This is a genomic window from Kineothrix sp. IPX-CK, assembly GCF_039134705.1.
Classification (GTDB): Bacteria; Bacillota; Clostridia; order Lachnospirales; family Lachnospiraceae; genus Kineothrix; species Kineothrix sedimenti.
In genome coordinates this window covers 1,984,634-2,004,883 of record NZ_CP146256.1, presented here as the reverse complement: position 1 = coordinate 2,004,883, position 20,250 = coordinate 1,984,634, and the positions used below count along the sequence as shown (strand labels likewise).

The following is a 20,250-nucleotide window of genomic DNA, read 5'->3' as shown; positions in this document are numbered from 1 at the left end:
ACTTTTCGAATAGGATGTCAATAAATGGGATTTATTAAGCCGAAGTTGTCATCTCAATATGATTTCCTTCGCTATCTTCAAATTCGGCTACCCAGTTATTCCCTATTTTAGTGGCGGGAAAAATAATTTTAAGGCTTTCCAATTTTTTATTGAATATACTTATATTTTCTACTGAAACGCTCGGCAAACAATTATTTCCAAAGGTATGCACTTCCTGCACTTTCTCAAATGCAAACAATCCCAATCGAAACCCATTAATATCAAAAATACTATATATATCGTCTTTATGTGTAACTTTTTGTTCAAAAAATGATTCATAAAATAAAATTGCTCTTTCCATGTCAGTAACGCATAAATATAATGAATTAATATTGCAATTCATGAAGCTCACTCCTTTTCGGGCTCAATCGGATCTTAATCTTTCTTTTAAAATCATCGGTAAAATACCATCATTCTGATAGTAACGGATATCCGCTTCCGAATCGAAACGAACTACCGCTTCGAATTCAAGCAACCTTCCATCCGGCCGTTTGGCAGTAACCTGTACATGTTCTCTCACCCTGGGATTTGCAGGAAGATGAATCGTAAAAGCCTCTTTACCGGTCAAGTCAAGCGTTGCAGTCGTCTGATTCGGCAAATACTCCAGTGGCAGCACCCCCATCATCACTAAATTAGAACGATGAATTCGTTCATACGACTCGGCAATAACAGCCCTGACGCCCAAGAGCTTTACACCCTTTGCCGCCCAATCTCTGGAGGAACCCATACCATAATCCTTACCGGCTAAAATCAACAATCCGGTTCCATTTTTCTGGTAGAGATAGCTGGCATCATAGATACTCATAATCTCACCGGTAGGAAGATAGCGGGTAAAGCTGCCCTCTTTGCCGTCAGCCAGCTCATTATGCAGGCGGGTATTAGCCAGTGTACCGCGAAGCATTACATGGTGATTGCCTCTGCGGGATCCATAGGAATTAAAATCTTTCTGTTCCACACCATGCTCCTGTAAGTAAACTCCTGCAGAGGAGCTTACTGCAATGGTTCCTGCGGGTGAGATATGGTCAGTCGTAACGGAATCTCCCAGCTTGGCAAGCACCTTCAGGTTGTTCAGTGGGGCGGCAGTCGTCCTGCCGGCGATCAAATCATCAAAATAAGGCGGATTCGCAATATAGGTGGAGTTCTTGTCCCAATTATATGTGTGAGAATCTGTAATTGCAATATCGTTCCAACGCCTATTTCCGCTATAGACCTCACCATATGCCGTACGATAACTTTCTGATGTGACGTGCATTCTGACCTGATTGTGGATTTCCTCAGTTGTAGGCCAGATATCCGCTAAATAGACTTTTTCTCCGTCGGCATTCACTCCAATTGGTTCAACCGTCAGATTTATGCGCAGATTACCAGCCAGTGCATAGGCAATCACCAGCATCGGAGAACCGAGATAGTTGGCCTTAATAAGGGGATGAATGCGGCCTTCAAAGTTACGGTTGCCACTAAGCACCGCACCGGACACCAGATTGGATTCTTTCAAAGCGGCCTCAATTTCAGGCTTTAACGGCCCCGAGTTACCGATACAGGTGGTACAGCCGTAAGCCACAATATGAAACCCGAGCTTCTCCAGATATGGGATCAGTCCGGAACTCTCTAAATAACGGGTTACTGCCTGTGAACCGGGCGCAAAAGAGGTTTTCACCTTTGGGGAAACCGTCAGGCCCTTTTCCACCGCCTTTTTAGCCATCAACGCGGCACCGAACAAGACTGTAGGATTCGAAGTGTTGGTGCAGCTGGTAATTGCTGCGATTAAAACATCACCTGTTTTCAAAACCTCTTGTTTTCCGTCCAGTTCAAACACATATCCCTTTTCCAGCTCGTCTTCTCCAAGCCCGAACCCCTGATTCCCCATCGGGCTGACAATCGCGCGTTCAAACGCCATCGATAGCTGATCCACGGGTACCAGGTCCTGTGGGCGCTTCGGACCGGAAAGACTGGTCGTCAGATGAGAAAGATCCACATCAATTACTTTACTGTACTCCACAGTATCATTGGAGTCATAGAATAAATGATTCGCCTTCAGATAAGCGGAGATTTTTTCGATTTCTTCCGGATTTCGCCCGGTCAGTTTCAAATAACGGAGAGTTTCCGCATCCGGAGGGCAATAACCACAAGTAGAGCCATATTCGGGCGCCATATTTGCAATGGTGGCACGATCAGCAAGCGAAAGGCTTTCATAGCCGTCTCCAAAATATTCCACGAACTTTCCTACTACATGGTTCTCACGCAGTACATGCGTAATCTTCAGCGCCAAATCAGTTGCCACAACACCGACAGGCATGCGGTTAATCAAGCGTACGCCGATGACTTCGGGCATAGGGAACACGGAAGGCTCACCCAGCATACAAGCCTCCGCTTCTATTCCACCAACACCCCAGCCGAGCACACCCAGACCGTTGATCATCGTGGTATGAGAATCTGTGCCGAAAACCGAATCCGGCTGAAGAAAGAACGCATTCTCTATTTTCTTTTCAGTCACCACCGGAGAAAGATATTCAATGTTGATTTGGTGAACAATACCGGTATCCGGGGGAACAACTCGCAGATTCGCAAACTCCTTCTGAGCCCATTTCAGCATCTGGTAGCGTTCCATATTTCGCTCAAACTCCAGCCTTGTATTATCAATTGCCGCACGGTCAGTACCGGCCATATCAATTTGAACAGAGTGGTCAATAATAAGGTCTACCGGGATTTCGGGATTAATCTCACTTTCTTTCAGCCCCAGCTTAACAGCGGCATCGCGCATAGAGGCTAAATCGGCGATGCAAGGTATCCCTGTATAATCCTGCAACAAAATTCTGGATGGATAGAACTCGATTTCAGAGTTGATATTTTCTTTCCAGTTCAGGACCTTTGAAACATTGATCCGTAATTCTTCCTCTGTCTTGGAATTTCTTATGACATTCTCGAGTACAACACGAATCGAATACGGTATTTTCTTCAAATCAGTACCAAACTCTTCCGCTGCCTTTTCTAAATCGCAATATTCATACTCCTGTTTCTTTACCCCAAGCTTTGAGTTAAAAAAATGACGCACTTTTTTCCCTCCTTCTCAAAATTATTGTCGTCTGATTTATCAATACCAAATGGCATATTTACCGCCATAAAAAGCTGTTCACTTTTCCATAGTAGAATCTCATTTTAATTATTCTACCATAAACTTATAAATTTTAATATAATTATCCCCATAAAATGGGCGGAAGAAAGCCCCCAAGTCTTTTGACTCGGAGGCTTTCTTCCACTCACTCAATTTTATTATTGCTCCAATCGGAGGATTTTATCATCCCCGGGACCCGGAATCCCCCTGCCGTCCAAGTTGCTTGTAGTAAGGTATATGGAACCATCCCGCGCCTGGTAAGCTTCCCTTAATCGTCCGTAACGACCCTGCAATAACTGTTCCACGTTAGCCACTCGTGTCCCGGATTCGTCGAAGATGATTGCCAGGAGCATACTCCCTCTGAGTGTCGATACGAGCAACTGACCCATTCGGGGGCCGGCAGTCATAAAGGCCATTCCCGCAGGGGCCCAGGTATTATTCCCGCTTTGTATGACAGGCTTGATAAAATCAGATTCCTGAATTTCCTCATCACCAACAACAAAAGGCCAGCCATAGTTGCCGCCCGGTTGTATGATATTAATTTCATCATGGGCTGTTTCTCCATGATCCGAGGCATATAATATCCCCCTGTCATTCCAGGCCAAACCCTGAGGATTTCTAAGCCCCAAGGCGTAAACTGGTGAACCGGGAAAAGGGTTATCAGGCGGAATACTTCCATCTAATCCAATCCTCAGAATCTTACCTGCCAGACTGTTTATATCCTGTGAAAGATAACGTTCACCGGCATCCCCGGTAGTTATATACAGGTAACCATCGGGGCCAATTTTTATCCTTCCCCCGTTATGGGACTGACCTGCCGGAATTTGGTCCAAAATAATTTCTTCCCCGGATGCCGTATTGTCCCCGACATGCATACGTACCACACGGCTATAAAGTCCTCCGTTTTCCTGATAGGTATACATAAGATAAACATATCCGTTTGAAAGAAAATCCCTGTCCAAAGCAAGTCCCATAAGCCCGCCTTCTCCAGTACTGATAAAAGGAGGTTCGAATGTATATACCGGCACCGGATTTAATATCCCATTCTCTATGACACGCAGGTTACCGCTGCGCTCCGTAAAAAACAACCTGCCGTCTTCACTGATGTCTACTGCCCAAGGTATATAAAGATTTTCTGCAATAGTCCCAATCTGAAATGAGTTATTCCGAGAGTTAAGTACGCCGAACCGGATATAATCCGCCTCGCTTAATGTGATAAGTCTTCCACTAATCATGGCTTCTTCCTTAATACTCCTTACCGGCATTGTCCACCGTATCTTTCTTATTACTATATGTAAGGAAGCATAATTATGTGCGCGGTTGTTCTATACGAAATGCTTACGCATCCCTCATTCGTCATACACACTTATAATCTTTTTTCTGCGAATAGAATCAAGGGTTCTGGGCAGAACACTATCAAAAGTATGTTTGCCTAAAACTGATAGGTACAAATACTTTTTTTCTACTCCGTTCCCGCTTTCAATGCTTCGCTCATCGGAATTCGCGCCACCTTTTTTCTGCACATCCATTTGGCGAACTCATACGTCGCCATCACAATAATAAAACCAAGCAGAATATATAATACGTTCAATTTGACTGGCAGAACAATCTGCAAGCTTTCCGTCAGAGAGCCGTAGAACGCCCCCACCGTCCCCAGCAGGGCGGGGATGCCGAGCAAATACCCCAATATTACAATAAAGGTATTGCTGCCAAGTATCAGTTTGCCGATTTCCTTTTTCCGATATCCGAATACCTTCATAAGTGATATGCTTGACCGGCTTTCGTCTACCACCAAGCCTGTCACGACATAGATAATGATTAGCCCCAAGATGAAAGCGGCGGCAATCAGTCCGTAAATCATAGGGCCCATTTGATCAAGCAGCTTACCAAAGCCAGCAGCGATGGCGTCGATGGATTTCGTACTCTGGATCTCTCCTTGCGCGAAGGTCATCGCTTCATCGCTCCATATACCGATATAAGCATTCGCGGGCCGCCCAAACTCCGTGTTGAACTGTTCAAGTGGCATAAACAGGAAATCTCCCGCATAGGTGTCGGCCATTTTCTCAATAGTAAATGTGTGTTCTTTACCGTTTTCCGTATCGAACACTGTCACACTGTCGCCAATATTTACGTTCAGCTTTTGCGCCAGCGGAACCGTAATCGTGGTCCTCTCCGGTCTGAACCTTTGTCCGTAAGTATCTTTTAGCTTAATCTTATCGGTGTCGGGCAGAACCCCGGTGACATAAAAGCTAATGTCTTCATTATCTGCAAGGCTCACATACGAAGCATTAAACTTTTCGGTTCCCACTGGAGGTACACCATTTTTTTCCGATATGAAGACATACTCGTACTTGAGGTTATACAATTCGCCCATCCCCTCGTCCAGCATATAGTCGACGGAGCTTTTCATCGTTAATCCATACAGCATGAGCATCGTAGCGACAACGACACCAAACAGCAGAAAGAGGGTTCTGGACAGGCTGCGCACCTGCTCTCGGATCTTAAATTTCGTGCCAAACCCCAAGCGGTCAATGCGCAGTCCCCGCTCTATAAAATTAACCTTACCCTTTGTTTCCCCGCCTTTCATGAGTATTGCCGGAGCCGTTTTCAGTGTTCTGCCGATGATCGCCCATGTAACGCCGCAAAGGATCAGTACCGGAAGAAAAATCGCGAAAATGGCCAGCAAGGGATTTATTATTGTTTCATAAACCGGCATAGGGAAAGCGGTCAGCATGAAACTGAACATGCTGTTCACCAGCAACAACCCCAATACAGAGCCTATTACAGAGCCAATCACGGATATCAAAAGGGGAAACATCAAATAGTGCCGGCGTAATTCCCGCCTCCGATAGCCTTGGGCATAAAAAGTTCCGATGATGACCGATTCACTTAGAATCATCCGCCACATCAACATTCCCAATAAGATACAGGTAAGAGCAAGCATAGCAAAGGGCACGGCAGCACTCATCGTGGACAGTACACTGACTTCCATGGGAACATAAGATACGTTGATTTTCCTCTCGGTGCTCTGCCAGTTCGTTATTTGGACGCCCTGCGAACGCAGCGCATTTTTTACGGAAGCCTCCTGGGATTTTATATTTTCCCTATCATCAAAACGAATGGCGTAAACCTGTTTTCTGTCCGGCAGGGTGTCAAAATCCGATTTGCCTACAACACCCACGCCGAAAGCACTTGGGTCGTTCATCATTTGTTCCTTCGATTTGATCACATAGATAAAATTGGGCAGAAGCGTATATCCCGAAACGGTAAACTCCTTACCAGCCACAGTGATGGTATCGCCGATTTTGTATCCGTTTGTCTTAGAAAACAGGCGGTCTAGCATAATCTCCGAATTCTCCGGCAGCTTTCCTTCCTGAACAGCGGGGATATTAACCGCGTTCATCATGGAGAACACCCGAAGCGTCTGACCGGGGTTTACTTCACAGTCAGCCGTGCCGCCGGTCTCAATTGAAGCAGCAAATTGCCGGCCGAGAGCGGTCACGTCGATTTCTGTATCGGTGGAAAATTCCGCGTCGGACAATGCATTTTTCCCGGAAAATGTCGTGAACGTATTGTCCAGATTCACAGACGTCATATTCATCATCACGAACATCATACTGCTGATTATGAGCAGCAGCATGGAGCCGATGTACCGGGCTTTTTGCTCCAGCATGGTCCGTATTACTTTTTTAAACAGTGTCATTACCACTCAATCCTTTCCGCTGCAACCGTTTCGTCATGACGGATTGTTTCAACGATTTCTCCGCTGCGCAGCTTGTAAACCACATTCGCCATATCGCCAATGGCAGTGTTATGGGTGATCATCAAGATACTCGTTCCGAATTCACGGTTGACTTTTTGTAAAAGGGAAAGCACATCTCGAGATGTTTCATAATCCAACGCACCGGTCGGCTCATCACACAAAAGGAGCTTAGGGTTCTTGACAATAGCACGGGCTATGGCTACACGCTGCTGTTCCCCTCCTGAAAGTTCTCTCGGGAAACTCCTCCTTTTTACTTCAAGACCAACCGCTTTCAGCACCGTATCAATATTCAGCGGGGCCTTGGATATGTTAGAAACTACCTCTATGTTTTCCGTAACAGTAAGATTAGGTATGAGATTATAGAACTGAAAGATAAAACCGACCGAGTCCCTACGGTAGTCCGTCAGCTTATCGTCGTCAAGTGCTGTTATTTCCAAGCCGTCGACATGGATACTACCGCTGTCTGCATGGTCGACGCCCCCGATAATGTTCATCAGTGTTGATTTCCCTGAGCCGGATGGACCGAGTATCACGCCTATTTGCCCTTTTTCAAGCTCAAGGCTTACCTCTTTTAATATCTCACTTTTATTTTCACCCGCACTATAGCTCTTTTTCAATTTTTTTACTATAATAAACATACTTACCTCTCCATTCCTTGTTTTAATAATGTAACCATGCTTTTCACAAGACTTTCTGTCTCGACAAGCTGTTCTTCCGTAGGCTCAGACTCAAAATTCTTAACCTTTGCTAAAATTTCCATATTGAATTTTTCAGTTACCCCTTGAAAAAACAACAAAAGAATTTTATCATCCAAGTCATCACGAATCGTTCCTCTTTTTTTACCATTGGCTATCAATTTCAGCTCATATTCTTCGCCGACCTGTTTTAACTCTCTGTTTATTTCTTCCGCCAGACTGCCGTACTTTCCATAGGTAAAGTCAATGGCAAATGAAACCAATAAAGGTTCCTTTCTTATCATTTCAAAACGTTCGCGGCTTCCTGAAAGAAAATACTCATAGACATCCATGTCCTTCATAGGAGTCTGCCTGTCGATCATCTTCATAAAATTCTCTATCGCCCATGTGACAGAATATAAGAACAGCTCCTTTTTATCATCAAAATATTGATAGATGCTGCCTTTGGCGACTCCCGCATTTTGGGCAATGCCTTCAATTTTCGCACTTTCAAATCCATGAGCTTGGAATTCTTCAATCGCTGCCCGCATAACCTTTTCTTTTTTGTCGTCATCCAGACGATTAAATGTTCTTTTTGGCAATAAAATATCCTCCTTTTTCATGCTCCATGACCTTTTGGTCATAAAAAATGAATTCACAGTCATATTATATGACTGTGAATTCATTTTGTAAATGGAGATAAGGCATTGATATGCATGACATGTGCCTTGGGGTATCCGGTTTGGCAGCCTCGATAATTTCAACTGCCGGCCAGATGCCGGCAACGATTTCGCTCTTGGCATAGATTCCGTCTATCACATTACGTTCCTTCCCGTCGCGCGAAGCAATTTCTACTTTGCCAGTTCCCGATCATGCTCATAAAAGTGGATTATGAATATTTGTGTAACAAATCTTTAGGGATGTGACAATAGTCATTAGGGCACCTATCTAATCTATCTTGATGCTCCTCTGCACTTTTAACGTAATTTATCAGTGGAAGAACTTCCACTGCAATTTTATCCCTATCTGCTCTTTTTGCTATATAATTCTTCGCTTCTTCCAAATGTTGGGGTACTTTACTATATACGCCTGTACGATATTTTTTTCCCTCATCATTACCCTGTTTATTTACACTGTAAGGATCTATGATCTCAAAAAAATAGTCCATGAGTTGAAAAATAGTTACAATTTCAGAGTCAAATTCTGTTTTTACGCATTCAGCATAACCATCATACTCACCTTCAAGAGTATTTGAACATCCATTTACTCTTCCTGCTTGAGTATGAATAACACCCTTTAATGTTTTGACAAATGCCTGTACTCCCCATAGACAGCCACCTGCAAAATATATTGTTTCTATCATAGAATTCACCTGTTTTCTTTCGTCAGATATAAATAATGTGCAGTTCAATCTGCCTGACAAATTTAAGTTGCCGGAGTTTCGCGTGAAATCAACTTTTTACTTCATCGAGCCCAGCGTGCCCCAGTTTTCAAACTCGCTGTAGGTGAGATAGATACCGTCCTGCGGCAGGCCGGTCGTCTGTTGCACGGCCTCGAACGCGGCCTCGGTGAACGCCTTTTTGCTTGCGAACTCAGTCGAACCGTAGCACTTAACGTCCACATAGGCAAGCTCGCGCTTTTCGCCTGCGAAATACATGGTGTGACTGTCGGAAATGTCGATCATCAGCTTGCTTTCGACCTTTCCGGGGATGACCGTGATTTTCTCGCCCAGCGCGGTCTTGAGCGCCTCCTTCTGTGTATCGGACAGCAGTTTCGAGGTGTTGATCGCAATATATGGCATGTTTTGCCCTCCATTTTTTAAGATTGGTTTTATTATGGCATTTTCCGCACTAGCAGTGATGCCCCTTTTGTGACAAGACCTTATCTTGGTCTGACTTGGTCGTACTTAATAAGTCTCTGTATGAATCTTTGCCTGGTCTACTTCGTCTAATTTATGTGCAGGTCTTGTCCCGCTCGGATATCCCACTGCAATAATAGAAAGCACTGCCATATGTTCCGGAATCCCAAGGAGTTTACGCACATATTCTTCACTGCTCATTCCCTGATTGGATTCTCTTAAACGAATCTGCACCCAGCAGGAGCCAAGACCTAAGCTCTCTGCTTCCAACTGCATGATTATAGAGGCTATAGAGGCATCCTCTATCCATGTATCGGTTTTCTGTGTATTGCCCAATACCACAATAGCAAGAGGTGTTTCCGGTAAAAACGGATGCTTTGGATTCCGACAGTTACCAAGTTTTTGAAGTATTTCCTTATTTTCGATAACTACAAATTCCCACGGGCGGCTATTCTTCCCTGTAGGTGCAAGCTGTGCTGCCTGAAGAAGCTTTTCCTTTTTCTCCTCTTCCACAGCCTTATCTTCAAATTCCCGGCAACTTCTCCTTGCAAGTAGCATTTCTAACATAAAATTCTCCTCACTTTCTAATATGTTGTTACCATCAAACTCAATTTTTTCTATCAGTTCAGTCACTCTATATTGTTTCTAATTTTTCCACGAACTTCTCATAAGTCATCTTACCTAGTGCAAACTCCATTATTTCTCTTTGAAAACGCCTCATAATAACGTATACCAAATTTTCTTTGTGAAATCATTATTTCTCTATGGATACATTTTTTTACCACTTTCTCCTAATCGCAGATTGATATTTGGGCCTTCTTCATCCATCACACATAGTTTCGAACATATGCCAATCTATATTGATTATATCATCAATCGGAATCAAATTACCATCCATCATAATAAGAATTCTCATATATAGATCTACCTTTTTTACTCTCATAGTGACAGTGACATAAGTACCACCATCCTTTTTTCCATCCGGTCGGAAATAGGTAACTTCAATTCGTGGCTCTTCTTTTATATTGTCCACAATAATCTGGAGCCGCTCACTCATAACATCCTTTTCATATTCATCTAACTCTATCCTCTTATCCGTCAATCTTGCCGTTTCCTTAATGGCCGCATCATGGCCGGTCAATGCAGCAAAAGGGGAAAACTGTGCCGCCCGGTCAATAATCTCCATATGTGGATGTGTGCCAGAAATATGATGTGGTAGATGAATCATATCATCATATATGCCCGTCATGCCTTATGACCTCCAATCTGTCTGTTCCGAAGCATCGAGGTAGCACCCTCTTCTAAATTCATACCTCTTAGAACCGCATTCTTTCCATATCTATGCTTGATTTCCAGCATCGCTCTCTGCACTCTCTTCTCCCTTTCAAGTTCGGCATCCCGCTTTTCCTTTTTCGTCTGTTCTGCAGCATAATCTGTGAAGAGATCCAATTGTTCAAAACAAACCGAATTTTGTACAGTTGATTCCTCTACCACGTGATTGGCTGAGATATTCACTCTTCTTATGAAAAGATTCTTATCCACTATCTCCTCAAACAGTTTCGTAATAGCATCCAGCATTCGCTTTGTAGAGGATGTCGCACCTCCAAGATTTATCGTTCCATGAGCAGATTTGGGAACGGAACGTCCATAGCGATCCGTAGTAATCTCACCATGATACAAGCTTCTTCGACTTGTATCTGTGAGATTATCGATATCATAGCCAACCGTCAGCACAAGCTGGTCTGTCACAAGACCTCTATCGACCAAGTCAAGGGACAATAAATCTGTCATCTCCCGAACTACCAGTCTTGCCTTATCAAAGGGATAGGCATATTGCAGAACCTGTCCAGAACCAATACAATTCGTACTAGGTCTATATGCCTTCACATCCGCTATGGTACACGGCTCCCATCCCCATGCATGATCGATTAACAGTTCTGCATTGATTCCAAATATCTTGTATAACAAATCTTCGTTATGGTACTCATTGGGTTTACCTAAAGAACATCTCGCAATATCTCCCATAGTAAACAGTCCTTGTTCTTCCAACTTTTTGGAATATCCCCGCCCTACGCGCCAAAAATCTGTCAATGGCTGGTGGTTCCACATCAGCCGCCGGTAACTCATTTCGTTCAGCTCTGCAATCAGCACCCCATTTTTATCTTCATGAATGTGTTTTGCATAAATGTCCATAGCTATTTTACAAAGGTACAGGTTAGTTCCAATCCCTGCAGCCGCTGTAATCCCTGTCGTTTGTCGAACTTCCTGAATGATCTTGGTTGCGAGCTCACGGGCTGTCAGCTTATAAGTATCCAAATAATCCGTTACATCCATGAATACCTCGTCAATCGAATAAACATGCATATCTTCAGGAGCGATATATTTTAAGTAGATATTATAAATACGTGTGCTGTAGTCTATATAAAGGGCCATCCTCGGCGTAGCTGCAATATAATCTACAGAAAGCTCCGGTGAAGATTTTAGTTCAAGGTCGTTAAACGACGCTCCTACAAAGGTTCGTCCTGGCGCATTCTGCCGTCTCTGGGCATTTACCTCCCGAACTTTCTGTACCACCTCAAACAGCCTTGCTCTGCCGGGAATTCCGTATGCTTTCAAGGATGGGGAAACAGCGAGACAGATGGTTTTTTCTGTACGACTGACGTCTGCTACCACAAGGTTTGTAGTCAGTGGATCAAGGCTTCTTTCAATGCACTCCACAGAAGCATAAAAACTCTTAAAATCAATTGCGACATAGGTTCTGTTTTTCATAGGAATTCTTTGGCTCCTCCTTCATATCATCTATAAAAAATATTCAAATTTATGTTCGACTCTGGAGTAATTATACCAAGAACATTTGTTCGTGTAAATAGATGCATGAATATTTCCTCTAACTTCCATATAACTCTCCGGATTGAAATGGGTCCCCCCTCCTGCACTCCGCTTTAATAATCGTTCTATGTCCGCTGTACAACCGCCGCTGCCAGGAATCTCCTCTGTTCTTCCGTAAGCTCGATTTCCGGCGAATTAGACAAGTCCGTGTCCCTGTTTTCAACAATCAACACCATAGTGTCCCTGCTTAGAGTATGGGAGTGCCAAGTGGATTTTTTCACATTGTATAGCTTATTCTTTTCCATAGATTGACTATAAATGGCTCCCACTGTATCCGTTCCTTCCGCCACGTAAAGCATACATTCTCCCTGTAATAAGACAAATATCTCGTCCGTCTTCTCATGCTTTTGGAATTTATGTATATTCTGAGGTTCGAGTTCTTCACAATAATTCAGTATGGCCACTCGCCATGTACCGAAATCAATTACCGGCGAATAACCTTCCTTCGTATATTCCTTAATTTCCAGCAAATCATTCTGCTCCCTCATACCAATCCTTCCTTTCTTCCAGCTCCGCAGTCAGTCTGTATACCCGGCCTCCATCCAGCTTTTCCAAACCTTCTCCGCTGTTCTCATACACATTGTTTTTTCTTTATTCACCAAGTATAATGTATACAAATAGCGTTAGTATATATTAAAAATGTGATTTTCTATAACAATGTTGTCTACAGGATAATTCTTTTTTCTATCATACTACATGACAGAAGTAAACTGATGCATTCTTAGGCGGGGTAAGCTTTTACCCCGCCTGCTGCTGTTTCCCCTGCAAAATCTTTTAATTAATGGCAAAACCAATTGCCCGACCTTACAAACTGGAAGTTCTAAATATAACTGGAAATTTATGTTTCATTCGTACTACCGATTTCAAGTAGATTTCCCTCAGGGTCGGCAACATAAAAGTTACGAATGCCAAAAGGATAGGTGATGGGTTCGCCTGTAGGAAATTGTAGACCCAGCTTTGATAGCCGCTCATATTCCATATCCACATCAGCAAAGCTGGGCAACCAAAGGGCAATTTCAAACGTCTGATTGATTCCTTTTGGTGGAATATAATTTTCCCCGATTGCCTTCACGAACTCTTTCCTACTATACATAAATAGGGATAACACACTGCTTGCCGTCTCAAACTCTGCGAAATCCCCACCCGTCCACTCCGTATGAAAGCCTAAGGTATCTCTGTAGAACCGAACCATACTGTCTATATCGTCAACTAATAGACCCGCACCTATCCTTACATCTTTTCCGTTCAAAATCATCATCTCCTTTATATTAGAAAGTTAATTTCCCTTACCTCACCACGGTAACCGGAAGCATATTTCACCTTGCTCAATCACAAAAGCATACCTGCATATCCTGCCCAACTCCCTGAAACCCTTTGATTTACTGGGCTTTCCGTTCCAACAACACCACCGTCTCCACGTTCCTTGAGTGTATAAAAATGATGCCTGCGAGGCGTAAATATGTCTTGACAGAGGCATCACTTATTTTAATCTATTCATTTCTTTGTGATTTATCACCAATGTCATTTTTACATTCTTTAAAACTATTTTAAATAGAATATTAGCAGCAATATTCATCTGTTTACTATTAACACTTTAGATAAAAAACTTTCTTTCATCTTTTGGTAAAAACGCCAAAGACATAAATAAGTCACGTTGCCCTCAGTCCGAGATTATAATATTTTAGTATTCCCATATCAACAGCTATAGCATAATACTATATTAATAATAGTCAACCCTATCTATAAGCCTTGGCCCTCTCCATTCTGAATCAGGCTCGTCTAAATATACGGATCCATACATTTCATATAAATCATAATTAAGTGAAATGTCTTCTATAATCATATTTTTGTATCTTTCTATAATTTTGAGAAAAGACTTCCAACTGTCTTTATTCACTCCGCTAGGTGTTTTTACGTTATCTAATATATTATCATATCTATCTCGAGCTGTTGGATGAGTTTTATAATCCCAAGAACTGCTAGGATAAATAGCATCATATGCCGCTTCATATATTTGAAGCGAACCAAACCATAACAAAGATGATTCATATAATTTCCTATATTCATCGGCAGGTAATCTTGGAAAAGATAAGGACTTTATATCTGCATCAAATTCATCACGTTGCGATTGATTATATACTTTTACTTTTTCATAATTTTCATTACACTCTGATATATCATAATATATATAACAGTCAGAAACATTAGTTTCTGATAAATGGTTCAATAAATAATGAGCGAATTCGTGCCCAGCAATAAATTGTAACTGATAAGGTATGGGTGTATGAATAGCTTGAACGATATCTTCCGGGACTATCCCTCTAGGGTCCATCAAAAAATCCATTGTTTCAGTTTTAAGCATAACTCTAATAGCAATACGTAATGCATTTAAACAAACCCGTTCAGGAACTCTTCCATTAAAATCTAATAAGGCTAAATTCATAAATTTAAAAAAGAATCTAAGCGAATCACTTATCGTAATCGCGGGACCATAATCCGTCTTGAATATTTGACCATTAGGAATATTTGAAAAAATATCACCATATGTGATTGAGTCACAGCGTTTTCTCAAATTTAGAGGTATACTTTGTAAGAAATTCGTATAATGATCTATCTCAAATGATTTTTCAAGCGACCATTCCCCTTCAAGGGATAGCGCTCTATTTCTATAAACTCTAAATAATCGCATATTATTAACTATTGTATCAGCACGTAGCTTTAATAAATAATCTTGAGCTGTCCTTACATTTAAAACTCTATCAATTTCATCTTCGTTGCATATTGGAAAGTAAAATAATCTACTCAACATTTTATCATCCACATTATTCTTATCCCCTGATATATCCATTTTCCTCCCAACCAAATTTAATGCTATTAACTGCACAAATAAAAGCCTTATTAAGGTACAACATTATAGCTTTTCTCAATTATAATTAACTGACTTATCTAAACTTTTTGCAAAAGTTCCATACTGAAAATTTTGATGCCACCCCATCTCCATATAAATTTCAGTAATCACAAAGGTGTCTTCTATCAAAACGATACATATTTTTTAGAAAACAACTATGTAAAATCAAAGTCTTTTTGAAAGCAAACAAACCGTCTCCACATTCGCCGTCCAAGGAAACTGATCCACTGCTACGGCCCTTACTACCTCATACCCATTCTCCAAAAACACCTCCAAATCCCGTACCAAACTGGTAGGCTTGCAGGAAATATAAACCAATCGTTCCACTTTATAATCAATAATCTTCTTCAGTGCCTTAGGATGAACTCCATCTCGAGGCGGATCCAGGATAATCAGATCCGGCTTTTCTTCAATTTCATCAAGGACCTTCAGTACATCTCCTGCTATAAACTCACAGTTATGTAAACTATTCAGTTCCGCATTTTTCTTAGCCGCTTCTACAGCTTCTTCCACGATTTCCACTCCGATTACTTTCCCGGAGACCGGCGCCATCATCTGTGCAATCGTTCCCGTTCCACTGTATAGGTCGAAAACGACCTTATCCGGTTCCCCCTCCGGTGAAAGGGAGCCAATATACTCCCGCGCAGTCTCATAAAGTACCTCCGCGCCAAAAGTATTCGTCTGGAAAAAAGAGAACTGCGAAATCTCGAATTTCAGACCTAACAACTCCTCATAAAAAAAGTCTTGTCCATAAAGAGTAACCGTTTCGTCGCTCTTAACCACATCGGCTACAGAATCGTTTTTCGTATGCAAAATACCAACGATTCTCCCTTCCAATTCCAACCCCAACAGCATCTCCTTAAATTCTGTTAAATCATATTCTTTCTGCGTAGTCGTAACAAGGGCGATTAGTATTTCCCCCGTTTGAGCAGCCTTTCTTACAAGCATATGCCGTAAATAACCTTCATGGCTCAACCTATGATAAAAGCTCATCCTTCTTTCTGCAAAGAAATTTCTCGTTCCCGTCAGAATCTTTCTATAATCTTCATCCATGATCTTGCAGTCAGAAACCGTCACAATGTCATAGAAACTTCCCCTTTTGTGCATACCAAGAGCAAGAGGCCCATCCTTGATCTCATCTCCAAAAGAAAACTCCATTTTATTTCTATAGCCATACATCTTCGGACTTCCTTTGATTCCCTCGAATTCGTAACCGGATTCTTGTTTACATAACACAGAATCCAACAACTTCTTTACCTGTTCCTCCTTCAAAAGAAGCTGCTCTTCATATGGCAAGGACAGATAGGTACACCCGCCGCAGATCCCGAAGTGTTCACAAGGACTTTCCATTTCGAGAGGAGACCTTTCCAATGTCTCAATCAGCCTTCCCTCCGCTTTTCCCTTTCTCACCTTATTAATCCTGCATAAAACTCGTTGTCCCGGAAGCGTATTCTTTACCACACATACCCCTTCTTCACATTCTACTATCCCCTTATTCGGAAAATCAACTCTCCTAACAACTCCTTCTATTGCCTGTCCTTTTTTCATTCTCGTATTCTTATCCTTTCAGCTAAACTAATATTTAAACGACGAAGCTCGTCATCTTCTCAAATTTTATGTACAATTTCTCAGCCTAACTTAGTCTTTCTTCGGTAGATTAGGTTTCTGTTCGTATAGTGAACGGCTTACATTTTCTTAAGGAAACTTTCAACATCCAGGAAAAACGCCGCAAGGATGCGGTGTTTAGGCAGCATAGTACATGGATGTACTTTGCTGCCGGCCCGTCCGCCTTCATTATATTTGTAGTTTCCTTTAGAAAATATAGCCGTGAACGTTGGAACAGAAACCTAATCCACCGAAGAAAAGGGTTCACACCCTCAAAATTGTACATAAAATTTTCACACGCCAACCAGTTTCGACGTCTTCTCAAATTTACTAACCGATTATACAATACCAAAAACGGAATGTACGCACAAGTACATTCCGTCCTATTACCTATCATCTAAAATAATTACCATATGTGGCACGGCTTTCACTACTTCTCCGTACCCTCATCAAAACCATCGTCTTCATCTTCAAAGAAATCGTCGTCAAAGTCCTCATCGAAATCATCTTCGAAGTCTTCCAAATAATCCGGAGTAAAATAGCGATATACCGCATACGCAATTCCTGCAACGGCGGCAATAGCACCAATGATTGCAAATGCCCAAAGAACAGTATTACATTTCTTCTTCTCCTCTTTTCTTCCCAGAAGCTCGTTGATTCTGGACATATCAATATATTCTTCCAATTTGCTTAATTTGTTCATAGTACATACCTCTCTTTGCCTTTATTCGATTTATTGTTACCGTTTAGAACTCAGTTTATGAATTATTTCTATGAAATATTTCTTTGAATGATGGCATTATTAACTTTTGTATTTTTCAAAAGCAATCCTATTAATAATATAACACCAATTCCCATATTTTACTATAATTTTTTCATTAAATTTAACTCAACATTATAACCGCTCAACACCTTCAACGCTGCCAATTCGCGATTATAACTTTTTCAATTTTGCGAAGGCAGCATACATAATCTTCTGTCCAGCTTCATCGAACACCACCGTAACCTGATAGTCACGGGGTCCTTTTTCCATTTTTGTAACCGTGCCTTCCCCATACTTAATGTGACGTACTCTGTCACCTACGCCATAGTTTAACGTTCCCGCTTCCGGTGCCCCCTTTGATAAACCGCTTACGCCGCTTAAGCTTCCGGCGGCGCCTCCCGCTATAAAGGGCCTGTTTTCCGCAGGCGTCCGCTTAGGAACCGCAATCGCTTTGGGCTTTGACTTGACGGACTGTGCTGACACCCCTTTGTCGAAAATCCTCTGGTAGCCTCCCGACGCCCCTTCTCTTGAAAAGACGGACTGTTCTGCCTCAGTTCTTCTATAAGAGACTTCCTTATCGCCGCTTTTTTCTGCTGTCCCGGCTCCATATTGAGACATATAGCTCATGCCGAAGGGCTTTGCCTTGAAATGACTGCGCTCATAAGAATCCTCCTCGTATTCCGTATAATCCCGGCTTCTGACGGATGGCAGTCTGCTGTCCAGCAGTTGCTCCGGTATCTCCTTTACGAAACGGCTGATTGGGTTGTACTGAGTCTCTCCCCGCAGCATTCTCTGCTTTGCATACGTAATCGTCAGATCTTCCTTGGCTCTCGTAATTCCTACATAGGCAAGGCGCCTTTCCTCCTCGATATCTTCGGGATTATCGGAAGTGATGGTCATATAGCTTGGAAATACACCATCCTCCATTCCTGCTAAATACACATGAGGGAATTCCAGTCCCTTCGCGCTGTGTAAGGTCATAAGAAGCACTCGGTTCCCATCGTCCTCTATCCTGTCGATATCAGCAACCAAAGCGACCTCCTCCAGGAATTCGCTTAGATTCGGCTCCTCGTGAGTTTCCTGATAGGATACTATTTTGCTGATAAGTTCATCGATATTGTTGATTCTGTCCTCCGCATCCTCATCATCGGATTCCTCCAGCTCCTTCACATAGCCGGTGGTCTCGATGACATCCTTCATCAACTCCTCGAGACTATAATATTCCAATTTGCTGCGAAAGGTCTGTATCATTGTAACAAAAGGCGCAAGCTTCGCAGCGCTCTTTCCTATCGTCATGATCTGATCCGCTTCCCTCAAGGCATCATAGAAGCTGATATTTCTCATATCAGCATATTCCTGTACCCGAACGATTGTGGTAGCGCCGATTCCCCTTTTGGGCACATTGATAATTCTTTTCACTGCAACGTCGTCTCTGCCATTGTCGATGGTTTTTAAATAGGCAAGCATATCCTTTATTTCTCTTCTGGAGTAAAAGTTCGTACCTCCCACCACATCATAAGGAATCCCCTGCACCACAAATCGCTCCTCCAACATACGCGACTGCGCATTTGTCCTGTAGAGAATAGCACATTCGCCGTAGGAAGACATCCCTTCTCTTTTTTTCTTTGCCACATCGTCACAGATATATTCTGCCTCCTCAAAGGCTGTATCGAATTGTCTGAAATGAATTCTGCTTCCTTCTCCCTTTCTCGTCCAGAGAGCCTTATCCTTTCGGCTGACGTTATTCCGAATAACGGCATTCGCCGCGTCCAGCACGTTCTGGCTAGAACGATAATTCTGTTCCAGTTTGATAACGGTGGCCTCCGCATACACCTTTTCGAAGTCCAGAATATTTCGGATATTAGCACCCCGGAACTTATAAATGGACTGATCGTCATCTCCCACTACGCAAAGATTACGGTATTTATCAGCCAAAAGACGGATAAGCTCGAACTGGGCCGTATTCGTATCCTGATACTCATCCACCATGATATAGCGGAAGCGATCCTGATAACTCTCAAGTACCTCCGGGCATGCCTTAAAAAGCTCTACGGCTTTTACGATCAAATCATCAAAATCGAGAGCATTATTTTTGCGAAGGACTGCCTGGTATTCATGATAGACTCCTGCAATTTTCGCTTTATTATAATCACCCATCGCCTGAAGCTGATAATCGACAGGGGAAATCAGTTCATCCTTTGCAGAGGAAATTGCACTTAATAAGGTTCTTTCCTTTAACATCTTCGTATCAATCTGAAGACGCTTGCATATATCCTTCATTACGGTTTTCTGATCGTCCGTATCATATATGGTAAAATTATTGTCGAAGCCTAATCTGTCTATGTATCTTCTAAGAATTCTTACACAGGTGGAATGAAACGTGGATACCCATACCTGCTCCGCCCCATGACCGATAATGCTGTTCACACGTTCGCGCATTTCTCCTGCTGCCTTATTTGTAAAGGTGATCGCCATAATATTCCATGGCTGAACCCCGAATTCATCGATCAAATATGCGATTCTATGGGTCAACACCCTCGTTTTACCGCTTCCTGCTCCCGCAAGCAGCAAAACCGGGCCATCCACCGTGAAAACCCCCTGCTTTTGTTGTTCGTTCAATGTGTCGTAAATACTCATGC

At 42.5% G+C, this 20,250-nt stretch carries 18 protein-coding genes; all 18 read right to left on the bottom strand.

Translation table 11 applies throughout. The annotated features are described in order from the left end of the window. Positions 1–34 precede the first annotated feature (34 nt). The 18 genes from V6984_RS09760 to V6984_RS09675 all read right to left on the bottom strand — a co-directional run bounded on the left by V6984_RS09760 (position 35) and on the right by V6984_RS09675 (position 20,248). Entirely contained in the window at positions 35–340 is a 306-nt protein-coding gene (locus V6984_RS09760) for a VOC family protein (RefSeq protein ID WP_342759590.1), read from the bottom strand. A 63-nt stretch (positions 341–403) separates the two neighbouring features. After that, a complete protein-coding gene (gene acnA / locus V6984_RS09755; RefSeq protein WP_342759589.1) occupies positions 404–3,091 on the bottom strand; it encodes an aconitate hydratase AcnA in 2,688 nt (895 codons plus the stop codon). 218 nt (positions 3,092–3,309) lie between these two features. Next, entirely contained in the window at positions 3,310–4,386 is a 1,077-nt protein-coding gene (locus V6984_RS09750; protein WP_342759588.1) for a PQQ-dependent sugar dehydrogenase, read from the bottom strand. A 227-nt stretch (positions 4,387–4,613) separates the two neighbouring features. Then, positions 4,614–6,854 (bottom strand): ABC transporter permease, encoded by a 2,241-nt coding sequence (locus V6984_RS09745; RefSeq protein WP_342759587.1) that lies wholly within the window; start codon positions 6,852–6,854, stop codon positions 4,614–4,616. After that, on the bottom strand, positions 6,854–7,552 hold the full coding sequence (locus V6984_RS09740; protein ID WP_342759586.1) for an ABC transporter ATP-binding protein: 699 nt from the start codon (positions 7,550–7,552) through the stop codon (positions 6,854–6,856). Before V6984_RS09740 ends, V6984_RS09745 begins: the two co-directional genes overlap by 1 nt. Positions 7,553–7,554: 2 nt before the next feature. Then, positions 7,555–8,190 carry a TetR/AcrR family transcriptional regulator gene (locus V6984_RS09735; protein ID WP_342759585.1) on the bottom strand — a complete coding sequence of 212 codons (636 nt, stop codon included), beginning with the start codon at positions 8,188–8,190 and terminating at the stop codon, positions 7,555–7,557. 64 nt (positions 8,191–8,254) lie between these two features. Then, positions 8,255–8,407: a hypothetical protein gene (locus tag V6984_RS09730; protein ID WP_342759584.1), complete on the bottom strand. Its 153-nt coding sequence runs from the start codon at positions 8,405–8,407 to the stop codon at positions 8,255–8,257. Positions 8,408–8,477: 70 nt separating this feature from the next. Next, entirely contained in the window at positions 8,478–8,951 is a 474-nt protein-coding gene (locus V6984_RS09725; protein ID WP_342759583.1) for a peptide-methionine (S)-S-oxide reductase, read from the bottom strand. A 96-nt stretch (positions 8,952–9,047) separates the two neighbouring features. Next, complete coding sequence (locus V6984_RS09720) at positions 9,048–9,389, bottom strand: phenylpyruvate tautomerase MIF-related protein (RefSeq protein ID WP_342759582.1); 342 nt, start codon at positions 9,387–9,389, stop codon at positions 9,048–9,050. Positions 9,390–9,494: 105 nt separating this feature from the next. Further along, the gene (locus V6984_RS09715) at positions 9,495–10,013 is read right to left on the bottom strand and encodes a nitroreductase family protein (protein WP_342759581.1); all 519 of its coding nucleotides are present in this window, start codon (positions 10,011–10,013) and stop codon (positions 9,495–9,497) included. 253 nt (positions 10,014–10,266) lie between these two features. Continuing rightward, positions 10,267–10,695 (bottom strand): hypothetical protein, encoded by a 429-nt coding sequence (locus tag V6984_RS09710; protein WP_342759580.1) that lies wholly within the window; start codon positions 10,693–10,695, stop codon positions 10,267–10,269. After that, the gene (locus V6984_RS09705; RefSeq protein WP_342759579.1) at positions 10,692–12,215 is read right to left on the bottom strand and encodes a DNA methylase; all 1,524 of its coding nucleotides are present in this window, start codon (positions 12,213–12,215) and stop codon (positions 10,692–10,694) included. Before V6984_RS09705 ends, V6984_RS09710 begins: the two co-directional genes overlap by 4 nt. A gap of 185 nt (positions 12,216–12,400) precedes the next feature. Further along, the gene (locus V6984_RS09700; protein ID WP_342759578.1) at positions 12,401–12,823 is read right to left on the bottom strand and encodes a hypothetical protein; all 423 of its coding nucleotides are present in this window, start codon (positions 12,821–12,823) and stop codon (positions 12,401–12,403) included. A 350-nt stretch (positions 12,824–13,173) separates the two neighbouring features. After that, complete coding sequence (locus tag V6984_RS09695) at positions 13,174–13,584, bottom strand: VOC family protein (RefSeq protein ID WP_425324240.1); 411 nt, start codon at positions 13,582–13,584, stop codon at positions 13,174–13,176. A 471-nt stretch (positions 13,585–14,055) separates the two neighbouring features. Then, positions 14,056–15,183: a hypothetical protein gene (locus tag V6984_RS09690; protein ID WP_342759577.1), complete on the bottom strand. Its 1,128-nt coding sequence runs from the start codon at positions 15,181–15,183 to the stop codon at positions 14,056–14,058. A 225-nt stretch (positions 15,184–15,408) separates the two neighbouring features. Next, the gene (gene rlmD / locus V6984_RS09685) at positions 15,409–16,791 is read right to left on the bottom strand and encodes a 23S rRNA (uracil(1939)-C(5))-methyltransferase RlmD (RefSeq protein ID WP_342759576.1); all 1,383 of its coding nucleotides are present in this window, start codon (positions 16,789–16,791) and stop codon (positions 15,409–15,411) included. 487 nt (positions 16,792–17,278) lie between these two features. Continuing rightward, a complete protein-coding gene (locus V6984_RS09680; protein WP_342759575.1) occupies positions 17,279–17,551 on the bottom strand; it encodes a hypothetical protein in 273 nt (90 codons plus the stop codon). 231 nt (positions 17,552–17,782) lie between these two features. Next, a complete protein-coding gene (locus V6984_RS09675) occupies positions 17,783–20,248 on the bottom strand; it encodes an ATP-dependent helicase (RefSeq protein WP_342759574.1) in 2,466 nt (821 codons plus the stop codon). Positions 20,249–20,250: the final 2 nt, after the last annotated feature.